The sequence below is a fragment of the Paraburkholderia solitsugae genome (assembly GCF_013177695.1).
GTDB lineage: Bacteria > Pseudomonadota > Gammaproteobacteria > Burkholderiales > Burkholderiaceae > Paraburkholderia > Paraburkholderia solitsugae.
Genome location: NZ_WOEY01000117.1, coordinates 1 through 9860, shown reverse-complemented (window position 1 = coordinate 9860; position 9860 = coordinate 1). Strand labels below are relative to the sequence as shown.

The following is a 9860-nucleotide window of genomic DNA, read 5'->3' as shown; positions in this document are numbered from 1 at the left end:
TGTCGAGTCCTGTTCAAAGGAGAACATCATGTGCACGGATCAGACGTTCACCACCCGTGGTGAAGAAGTAGTACTGGCGGTGTCACTCGAGCTGGCTGCGGCGAAGTGGAAGGTCGCGCTGCACGATGGCCGGCGCGAGCGGCCGGCCGTGCACACGGTCGCGCAGCCCCAAGCCGCCGCCCGCCTGCAGGCCGTGCTTGACGTGATCGAACAGCAGAAGCTGAAGTGGTCGCTGCCGGCCGGCGTGCGCATCGTCGTCAGCTACGAAGCTGGCCAGGACGCGTTCTGGATCTGTCGCGCGCTGCAGGCGCGCGACATCGACTGCTACGTCGTCGATCCAGCGAGCATTCCAGTCGAACGCCACAAGCGGCGCGCGAAGACCGACCGGCTCGATGTCATCAAACTGGTCACCAACCTGCGTGCATGGCTGCGCGGCGAGCGCGACCGCATGCACGTGGTGCACGTGCCGTCGCCACAGGACGAGGCCTCGCGCCAACTGATGCGCGATCGCGGGCAACTGCAGAAGGAAGTGCAGCAGCACCGCGACCGCATGCGCAAACTGCTGGTCACGCTTGGCTGCTGGGATGAAGTCAACCACAAGGGCTTCGCCAGCCGGCTGGCCCGCGACCAGGTCCGGTGTCATGATGGCACGCCGTTGCCGGCCGAACTGCGCGAGCGGCTGTTGCGCGAGTGTGAACGGCTGGCACTGGCGGAGCAGCAACTCGCGGCGCTGGAGAAGACGCGCCAGGCGAGCCTGCCGGCACCCGCGCGGCAGCGAAGCGATGACCTGGCGCGCCTGAAGGGGATTGGCGAAGTGGGCGCGTCGCGCCTCGCGCTCGAGCTGTTCTGGCGGGAGTTCAGCAATCGCCGCCAGGTGGGTGCGTGCGTCGGGCTGGTGCCGCAGCCCTATGACAGCGGCGAGAGCCAGGTCGACCAGGGGATCAGCAAACAGGGCAACCGGCGAGTGCGCGCGTTACTGGTCGAGATGGCGTGGACCTGGCTGCGCTACCAGCCCGCCAGTGCACTCGCGCAGTGGTTCAACCAGCGCACGCAGGGCACCGGGCCGAACCGCCGCGCGCGGCGCATCGCCATCGTCGCTGTCGCACGGCGACTGGTGATTGCACTATGGCGCTACCTGAAGGACGGCGTTATTCCTGAGGGCGCACAGATGAAACCAGTCTGAGATCGTATTGCATGGCGATAGTGACGCCGCGACAATCGGATCACTTGCTGTTCCCATGGTTGAAGTGGACATGCCCGTCTGCCCCCTGGGTTGCCGATGCAACCGATTCTTAGATGGGGCATGTCACCCGGACAAGATTCCGGCGCAGCGCGCATGCAGGATAGGGCTGGCGAACCGCCAGCGGATAGAAGGTTGTGCGACGTTGGATCGTCTCACGAGCGCCACGACGGCTTCACGCAGGGACGTAGATTCGATTGCAGCCATTACCGGGCGACGTGGAATGCGCCTGTATGTTGGCGAGCGCAATACCGCGCGCTCACCAACATACGCCAGCCTATCGCGTCTTCGCAGGGTCAAGGGTCGCTTCGCTCAGGCTTCGCCTGCCCTTGACCCCACTACGGCGCTTCTTTACGGAGGCCGCCCGATGGGACTTGGCCAATGATTCGTGAGTCAGGTCGTCAAAGGCCTTGACAACTTCCTGCTCATAGAAGGGGGCAGGCGCTCCAGGCAATTCGAGCAGATCTCCTACGCGAGCACCCCAAAGCGCGCAAGCCGTGTTCAGCTCGCGATCCCGTCCGGCTGCGCGCGCGCCTCGCCCCGGCTGCGCAGGGTCTTGCGATACCACACCGTCCACAGCGTCAAGGCGCCGTAAATGCCGTAGCCGATAAACGGAGAGACCACCAGAAAGCGCTCGATCGGCCAGGTGAGCGCCATCCATGCGCGCAGTGCCGTTTCACCGGTCAGGCCGACGCCCCAGACGAGCGTCATGAGCCGCATGGCACTGACGAGCGCAGGCCGCTCGCGCCACAACGCTTCGAAGCGCGCGGCGCTACCCTCCATTTCACGGGCGACGGTGGCGCGCGCGAGAAAGAAGATCAGCGGGCGGCGCATCGGCAAGGACAGCAGAAACACCACGCCCACCGCACCGGACACCAGCGACTCTCGCAGCAACAGCATGCGGGGACTGCCGCCCAGCGCCATCGCCGCGATCGACAGCACGATGCCCGCTACGACCATCACGCTGAGCGCGTCGACGCGTCGAAAGCGTGCCAGCTCGATCAGGCTCCAGACGATCGGCGGCACGGCGGACGCGATCAGCGCGCCGGTCTCGCCCATGTGCGGCCGCGCGAGGCGGTAAGCCAGCCACGGCAGCAGAAAGTTGACGGCCAGTTCCAGCACAAAACCCGGACGGAGTTTCATATTAATTTACGCTGTAAGCGAAAACCGCAGTATCGGTGAACCCGTGGTGTCGATGCAAATAGTTTTTCGCATCGGCGCCCGCGCCCGATAGTCCTTAGCCCGTAACCGGCTGCGCCCTGTGTACACTTGCGTTTCTTAGCTCAATCCAGTCATGACATCCCGTTATCCGATCCCGCCGAACGAAATCGAACTGACCGCAGTGCGCGCGCAAGGGGCGGGCGGTCAGAACGTCAACAAGGTCTCGAGTGCCATCCATCTGCGCTTCGACGTGCACGCTTCGTCGCTACCGGACGTGCTGAAGATGCGCCTGCTCGCGCTGTCCGATCATCGGCTCACGCGCGACGGAGTGGTAATCATCAAGGCACAGGAGCATCGCACTCAGGAGATGAACCGCGCGGCTGCGCTGGCGCGGCTCGATGAATTGATCGAAAGCGTCAGCGTGACACGCAAGCCGCGCGTCGCGACCCGGCCGACGCGTGCGTCGAATCGGCGTCGCCTCGACAGCAAGGCCAAGCGCAGCGAGATCAAATCCGGCCGCGGGCGGGTGGAGGATTAAAGGCGGAGCCGGTCAGGCCTGGCGCTTACCACCGCGCCCGCCAGAACGCGTATCGGCCGGCGACGTCGTCGGCACAAAGTCGACGCAAAGCACATGTGTGCCGTCACGCTCGAATGCGATTGCCGCGGTATAGCAGTCCTGGCCGTCCGCGAGCGAATAGTGCGGCCCCATCATGGCGACGCGCCCAGGCGCGGCAAGCGCATGCTTGAAATACGCGCGCCGTGACCAGTTGCTGCGCGCATCGGTATAGAGCGGCGCGAGCCGCAGCGGAGGCGGCGGCACCGAGGCGGCCGTGACTGACGCTTCAGTCTGTTCGCCTTGACCGTCAGTGATGAACACCCGGCGCGCTTCGGGCAGATGCCACATCTGTTGTGCTGCCTGCCGCAGCTCACCGGTGGCTTTGAAGGTGTCGGCGGCGGCGAGCACGGCTTCGGCGAACCCTTCGAAGCCGAGCCGCTGATGGCCGGCGTGGGCACGTTCATATGCGGCGAACTTGGTCCACATCGACTCGACCAGCGCCGGCACCTTGGCGCACGCAGCCTGCACCGAACTCTGCGGCTGGCCGAGCCAGAAACCCTGCACGAAATCGACGTCGGCCTGCATCAGAATCATCAACTCTTCGTCGGTTTCGACGCCTTCGGCCAGCACCAGCGTACCGGACTGATGCAGCATCGCGATCAGGTGGCTGATCATCGAATCGTCGCCTTCGCGCTTGCCCGCACGCGCAACCAGCGAGCGGTCGAGCTTCACGATGTCGGGGCGAAAGCGCCACACGCGGTCGAAGTTCGAAAAACCGGTACCGAAATCGTCGATCGCGATCAGGAAATCGCGTGGCTGCGACGCCGCAAGCATACTGGCGACGGCGGATTCATCGTCGGCGGGTTGTTCGAGTACTTCGATGACGATGCGTTCCTGCGGCAGGCCGAAGTGCGCCGAGAGCTCGTCGATGAAGGCGCGCTGCGGCCAGCCGGTTTCGAACACTTGCGGGCGCGTATTCAGAAACAGCCACCCGGTGCTGATGCCCTGTTCCATGAAATTCGCCACATGCAGGCAGCGTGCGATGCGGTCGAGTTCGCGCGCGTCGGCGGCCGAGCGTGTGCCGGAGAACAGCACTTCCGGCGATACCGGCAAGCCGACCGGATCGAACGCGCGCAGCAAGCCCTCATAGCCGACCACGCACTGATGCGTGACGGACAGCACCGGCTGGAACACGCTGTGCAGGGTCAGCGCGCGCCATGTCGCGGTCCAGCCGGACTCGTCCCGGACCAGATGCGGGAGCAGGCCGCTCAGGGTCAATTCTCTGACGGTCGGCATAAAGGCGGGCATGAGTGCGGGCATAGTGGCATCGCGACAAACGGGTGACGGGGCGCGCAAACAGATTCAGCGCGCAACGGATGCCCAGCCCAGGCGCCGGCGGGGTAAGGCGGGCAAAACCCGGAAACGCGGAGAGCAATGCCAGCCATGCTGGGCTCCGGCGGGATTAGTCAAAACCAGTCTAGCAGTTCGCAGTTCGCATGAATGTGCGGGTTATCACAGACGCGGGACGTGGCCGGATGCCCGGCAAACCGTCCGCGGTGCGGTTTGCCGGCCCCCGTGTTGCGGGCGTTTCGCGTCGGCTTCGCGCGCGTGCCTCCTGCAAGACCGATCGCTTCAAATGCAATCAATCGAGCGTATGAAACCGAGGGTATCAGGGCGGTAAGTGGCCGCCCGCCAAACTCCAGGCAAGGACGGTGCTCAGACGTTTTGTCCGCGAGGGGCATTTGTCAGGCTAAGCGGGCCGTTGCCGCGTGAGCCTGCCCGGTGTGCGTGAGCGCCTGCAGGTTCGGCGGGCGGCGGGTATGCTGCTGCTTTTCGTGAACCAACGGAGGACAGGCATGGCGGAAATCGCAGTGGTCGCAATCTCGGTGGCAAAGCCGGGCTATGAAGAGCAGCTGCGCGAAGCGCTCGAAGGCATCGTCGGGCCGACGCGTAAAGAGCAGGGGGCGCTTCAATACGATCTGCATCGTGACGTGCAGGAGCCGCGCCGGTTCGTGTTTGTCGAGCGTTGGGAAAGTCAGGAAGCGCTGGCGGCGCATGCCAGATCCGCGCACATTGCGGCTTATAAGAAAGCCGCGGCGGATTGGGTCGAACACGCGGAAATTCGCGTCGTGTCGAAGATCGCGTGAGCGTTTAAGGGGTGAACAGCGAGAGCCGACCCGCGAGGGTCGAACAGCGGCGAGTCCGCTGCCAGGCCGGATCCGGCCTGTGCGGCGCTCGCCGTTTATCTTTAGTGCGTGGCTTGCGGGACGTCGAGAATCAGGATGATGGTCCAGTCGGCATCGCCATCGTGGTGATACTGGCGTTCCGCGACGATGAACGGTTGCTGCTTGCCGTCCGGGCCAAGAAACAGCACGTCGCCTTCCATCGGCAGGCACTCGACGGGCGGCAGCGCGAGGAACGCTTCCTGACCGCCGCGCGGCATCAGTTTTTCGATTTTGCGAGATGCGGCTTCAGTCCATTCGATATCTAGCTGGATGTTGCTCATGCTGTCCTCCGCACCAAGGTGCGCACAGGTTAGGGGGAGTCCGGCCGGGCGCCGGTCGGTGCGCGACTTTAGCATAACGTCGGCTGGGCGCAGCGGGCCTGTAGCAAGTTCATTAGACAACAAAAAAGCCGAAACCGGCGGTGCCAGCTTCGGCTTTTCACCTTCGCGGCGCGGCCGCGGGTGATGCGTTCAGCGACGCTTACGAACTGGCGGCCATCGGCTTGGCGGCCTTCTTGTGATGCGGGGCCATCTTGTGATGTTTCTCATGCATAGGCGGCGCGCTTTCCATTGCTTGCTGGCGGCTTTGCAACTCTTGCGCGCGCTGTTCGACGTCGGCGGCCTTGGCCGGATCGGTGCTCATCATGACGCCGTTGTCCTGGGCATAGGCCGCGCCCGTTACGGCACCGAGGGAAACCAGGATCGCCAGGGACACTTTCTTCATTGTTACCTCCGCAGAGTGGTTATGGACCCGAGTATTTGCCTGTCCAATCGGAAAGACAATGCATTCTAGCCAGCAATATCCGCTCCAGCGGACGTTTTGTAACGGCAATGACAATTAGTTACATCTTGTTACATTCGATCCACAGTCGCTGCCGATGACGATCTCGCGTCAAACTCGATAGCGCGTTGCCGGCATAAAGAATATTCGCATCTCTAAATAAATTACCTCATCACAGCACGTGAGATTCAGAACCATCCTATTGCACGATAGACATGAAATTGCGCGATGCCAATCAGTTCGTGCAGTGCAAGCTCCGCATTCACCAGATTGTCATAGCGCGGCAGTACACCGAGATGTGCGCGCCGCGCGCTCGAGATCAACGGCTGCGGCGCGAGGCCGAAACGATGGAAGTCGAGCAATGCGCGCGGCATCTGATACGCGGAGGTGACGAGTATCAAGGAATCGTAACGTGACCGGTCGAGAATAGCGGAGACATTACGCGCGTTTTCGTAGGTCGTACGGCTGCTGGTCTCCAGCACGATGTCCGCGCGCGGCACCTGTTTGCGCAACAGGTAGGGCAGATAGGTATCCGCTTCGGTTGCGCTATGCCGCTGCGGATTGCCACCGCTCACGATCACCTGACACGTGGCGGCCGTACGCTTGCAGGCCGCGTAGTTGTCCGCGCTCACCGCAATGCGTGCGAGCACGTCGCGTGGTGGGACGAGCACGTTGTCGTCGTCGTAAATGGTGCCGCCGCCGAGCATGATGATCGCGGTGCGCGGCGCAAAGCTGGCAGGCGTGTCGGTCTGCCGATGCGGCTGCGCCAATTCCAGCAATGGAGCGGTGAGCCAGCCGGCGGCGAGCAGCCAGAGCAGGGCGATCATGCCAATGGCGAGGGGGCGGCGGGCGCTTTTCCATAGCACGATTGCTGCAAAAAAAAGCGCTAATAAAGTGAATAGAATCAATTTAAATGCGGTAACGTATGACTTTCGGGACAAATCTATGGGCTTGCTATCGCGCCGCAGCGGTTGCATCGTCGGCCCGTAGACAGAACGCTAACATGCCGTTCAGACGGGGGTTCCGAAAACGAGACCAGGCAGCACCTGGCGGACTTCGGCCGCATGACATGCGGCCAGCTTCCAGCCAAGGGCGGGTGCCATGCGCGTCACTGGTGGCGCGGTGACGTGTTGGGCATAGATGTGTCATAGCTGCACTTTAAGAAAGAAGTGAGATGACCACGTATTCCAACGAAGCGGTACTTGAAGCGCTGCGGCGGGCGCAATATCGCCAGGTCCCATGGGCCAGACGGCCGGGTGTATTCCAATATCTTCGCGCGCTAGGCCTGATGGACACCGTTCGGCAGCGCACTGTCGCACCGGCCCCTGGTTTTCACGCGCCTGTCGATATCGCCGTGCTCACCGAGCGGGGTCGGGCCGAGTTCGCGAGACTCGCGCACGACGAACGCCTGTTGAGCTGGACCGTACAGCGAATGAACGACTACGCCGTCGCGACAGCAGAAGCGCGGCCCACAGCCGCGCTCGAAGCCCGGCCTTAGGGGCGGCGGGCAGGCTGGCGCTGTTTTTCCCGGCCGCTTGCGCGGCTGGCGGTGATGTAATCGCTGCGCTTATTGGCCAGCTTAGGCGCTTGGGTATAGTGCGCGCCGCCCGTCCGTTGATGCAAAAAAAAGCCCGTATCGCAAGGATACGGGCGTACCGGAATTACTACTGCCACGCTGTGCTAATGGCGTTAAATCAGACTGGCGCAGCGCCGGGTGGTTCCCCGATTATTCAATTCGCCATGCAGCGCGTTGTCTCGCAGCCACGGTAGCGCTCTACCTGCAGCGGACAACAGCAGCCGTCCCAATTCACACGATTGGCACGATTTGACAGCACCCGGCGCACCATGGGTGCGCATGGCGCATGCCTAGCGGCGGTGCGTGGGATCGTCGCGCGGCGGTTCCGGCCGGGCGCGTACATTGCTGGCGATATCGCCGCGCAAGTCGCCACGCGGCACGGGCGGCGTGAAGTCGCGGTTGCGTGTTTCGCTTTGCTGCGAGGCTTCAACGGTGGCCGTATGATCCGGCCGCCAGTTCGAGCCCTGTGGGCGCTGCTGTGCGAGCGCCGGTGCGGCCATTGATGAAACGACAATGCCGCACAGAAGCAGTGACATTGGTTTCATGCTGAGCTCCCGTCAAGCCGATCGACTCACGGCCTGTTTGCATACACATAAGGTATGCCGAGTGGCGAAAGCACGCTGTAAGCAATGGTAAATGGATGTTTCACCGGCAACAATCGAGCCGCTTCAGGCGACTGAAGCGAGTCGATACGGAGATCGGCAAAGCGGGAAGGGACGACTGCACTGGGCGCGCCGAGGAGCGGTGCCCATTGCCGGCCAGGCGAGCGTCGGCATACGACGCTCGGCGGCCAGATACACGCCGGGCGCCCGCAGGCGCCCGGCGGCGAAACAATTCGGCGTCAGGCCATCTTGACCGGCGCGCGCCACGATTCCGGATTGGTCCAGAATGCGCCACGCAGGCGATCGCGGCTCGGCGGTGCCGGCGGTTTCGCCGCGGTCGCGCCAATGCGCCCACGCAGCGAAATTTCACGGCCGCTCGTGCCGAGTCGCTTAACTATTTCGGCGAGCGTACCATCGGCTTGCCACTCGTCGAAGCGACGGCGGCAAGTCGGCGGTGACGGATAGCGGCCCGGCAGTTTCGACCAGCCTTCGCCCGTCGACAGTACCCAAAGCACAGCGTTGACAACCGCGCGTGCTTCCACGCGTGGCCGACCGCGCCGTTCGCTCCGTGCTGGCTCCGCACAGAACAACGCCTCGACCAGCGCCCACTCGTTGTCTTTCAAATCGTCGAACAGCATCATGTTTCACCTCAGCGAAGCTAACTCCGGTGCGCTGCCCCGCGCCGCGCACTCTCCATGCACTCGATAGGCGAGTGCCAAGGGGGGTCGGGCTTGCCACGGTCTGCTATTCAGTCAGTAGTCATGGCGCCGACCCTGTGTGCATGTAAATGCAGGAAGTGTGCCAAGTTGAGTCCAACTACCTGAAAGCCCTGTGACAGCGGGCCAGCGCGGGCGCTAGCTAGGGGCGTATAAGAATCCAAAAAACCCATCTCGCAAATCGGGACAATCACCAATCTTGTGCAATCAAGCCCGGCCAGCGTGCGTTTGCGCCTTATTGCTGCATTGCAACGAGATCGCTAAATACGATTGTGGTGTGGTATTTCGCCCTACAATGCGCATCAAATGGGGTTATTGATGAGGTTGGTAAATGAATGTGACGCTGCGTCAGCTAAGGGTTTTCATTGAGGTTGCTCGCTTGCAGAGCTTCAGCCGGGCTGGCGATGAGATCGGCCTGACGCAATCGGCGGTCAGTCGCTGCGTCCGCGAACTGGAGGGGGAGATCGGCTTGAAGTTGATCGACCGCACCACGCGCGAGGTGCAGCTCACCGATGTCGGCGGCAACCTGGTATCGAGCGTTTCACGCCTGCTGACGGATCTGGACGACGCGTTGCGCGAAATCCGCGAAATCGGCGAGCAGCGCCGCGGACGCGTGGTGGTGGCCGCGAGCCCGACGGTCGCCTGCCGGTTGATGCCGCGCGTGGTGGCGTCGTGTGGACGCCAGTTTCCCTACGTCACGTTGGGTTTGCGCGACGACGTGCAAAGCGACGTGGTGCGCAAGGTGAAGTCGGGCGAAGTCGATTTCGGCGTGATTATCGGCCCGTTTTCCGCCGACGACCTGCTGAGCGAAACGCTGATGACGGATTCGTTTTGCGTCATTGCACGCGACGACCACCCCTTGGCGGCGCGGGAGCGGGTGGCCTGGACCGATTTGGATGGCCAGCAGCTCGTCATGCTCGATTACGCGTCAGGCAGCCGGCCGATCATCGACGCCGTGATGCAGGAGTACGGCGTGAACGCCACCGTGGTGCAGGAGTTGGGGC

The 9860-nt window shown here is 63.0% G+C and carries 11 protein-coding genes and 1 pseudogene; 5 read left to right on the top strand and 7 right to left on the bottom strand.

Annotated elements, in window-relative coordinates; translation table 11 throughout:
• The first annotated feature begins 28 nt into the window (after positions 1–28).
• Positions 29–1183: an IS110 family RNA-guided transposase gene (locus tag GNZ12_RS29815; RefSeq protein ID WP_172315736.1), complete on the top strand. Its 1155-nt coding sequence runs from the start codon at positions 29–31 to the stop codon at positions 1181–1183.
• Positions 1184–1741: 558 nt separating this feature from the next.
• On the opposite strand, the gene GNZ12_RS29810 is transcribed toward GNZ12_RS29815, so the two are convergent.
• Positions 1742–2383, bottom strand: coding sequence for a VC0807 family protein (locus GNZ12_RS29810; protein WP_172315735.1), 642 nt, complete (start codon positions 2381–2383; stop codon positions 1742–1744).
• 151 nt (positions 2384–2534) lie between these two features.
• Here GNZ12_RS29810 and arfB point away from each other — a divergent pair, with 151 nt between their 5' ends.
• Positions 2535–2939, top strand: a complete 405-nt coding sequence (gene arfB, locus GNZ12_RS29805; RefSeq protein WP_172315734.1) for an alternative ribosome rescue aminoacyl-tRNA hydrolase ArfB — start codon at positions 2535–2537, stop codon at positions 2937–2939.
• Positions 2940–2951: 12 nt separating this feature from the next.
• On the opposite strand, the gene GNZ12_RS29800 is transcribed toward arfB, so the two are convergent.
• Positions 2952–4277, bottom strand: a complete 1326-nt coding sequence (locus GNZ12_RS29800; RefSeq protein ID WP_235993923.1) for an EAL domain-containing protein — start codon at positions 4275–4277, stop codon at positions 2952–2954.
• Between the two features lie 536 nt (positions 4278–4813).
• Here GNZ12_RS29800 and GNZ12_RS29795 point away from each other — a divergent pair.
• Positions 4814–5104, top strand: a complete 291-nt coding sequence (locus GNZ12_RS29795; protein ID WP_074284530.1) for a putative quinol monooxygenase — start codon at positions 4814–4816, stop codon at positions 5102–5104.
• 101 nt (positions 5105–5205) lie between these two features.
• Here the strand turns inward: GNZ12_RS29795 and GNZ12_RS29790 are convergent, their stop codons facing one another.
• The 3 genes from GNZ12_RS29790 to GNZ12_RS29780 all read right to left on the bottom strand — a co-directional run bounded on the left by GNZ12_RS29790 (position 5206) and on the right by GNZ12_RS29780 (position 6870).
• Positions 5206–5463: a hypothetical protein gene (locus tag GNZ12_RS29790; RefSeq protein ID WP_007182306.1), complete on the bottom strand. Its 258-nt coding sequence runs from the start codon at positions 5461–5463 to the stop codon at positions 5206–5208.
• 199 nt (positions 5464–5662) lie between these two features.
• A complete protein-coding gene (locus GNZ12_RS29785) occupies positions 5663–5905 on the bottom strand; it encodes a hypothetical protein (protein WP_172315733.1) in 243 nt (80 codons plus the stop codon).
• A 245-nt stretch (positions 5906–6150) separates the two neighbouring features.
• Positions 6151–6870, bottom strand: a complete 720-nt coding sequence (locus GNZ12_RS29780) for a YdcF family protein (RefSeq protein ID WP_407947740.1) — start codon at positions 6868–6870, stop codon at positions 6151–6153.
• A 266-nt stretch (positions 6871–7136) separates the two neighbouring features.
• Here GNZ12_RS29780 and GNZ12_RS29775 point away from each other — a divergent pair, with 266 nt between their 5' ends.
• Positions 7137–7460 carry a hypothetical protein gene (locus GNZ12_RS29775; protein WP_074284527.1) on the top strand — a complete coding sequence of 108 codons (324 nt, stop codon included), beginning with the start codon at positions 7137–7139 and terminating at the stop codon, positions 7458–7460.
• 368 nt (positions 7461–7828) lie between these two features.
• On the opposite strand, the gene GNZ12_RS29770 is transcribed toward GNZ12_RS29775, so the two are convergent.
• Positions 7829–8083 carry a hypothetical protein gene (locus tag GNZ12_RS29770; protein ID WP_172315731.1) on the bottom strand — a complete coding sequence of 85 codons (255 nt, stop codon included), beginning with the start codon at positions 8081–8083 and terminating at the stop codon, positions 7829–7831.
• 299 nt (positions 8084–8382) lie between these two features.
• Positions 8383–8778: pseudogene (locus GNZ12_RS29765) on the bottom strand (transposase); the annotation flags it as partial.
• A gap of 409 nt (positions 8779–9187) precedes the next feature.
• On the opposite strand from GNZ12_RS29765, the gene GNZ12_RS29760 reads away from it, so the two are divergent.
• Positions 9188–9860 (top strand): LysR family transcriptional regulator (locus GNZ12_RS29760; RefSeq protein ID WP_172315730.1); only part of this gene is annotated, 673 nt, incomplete at its 3' end.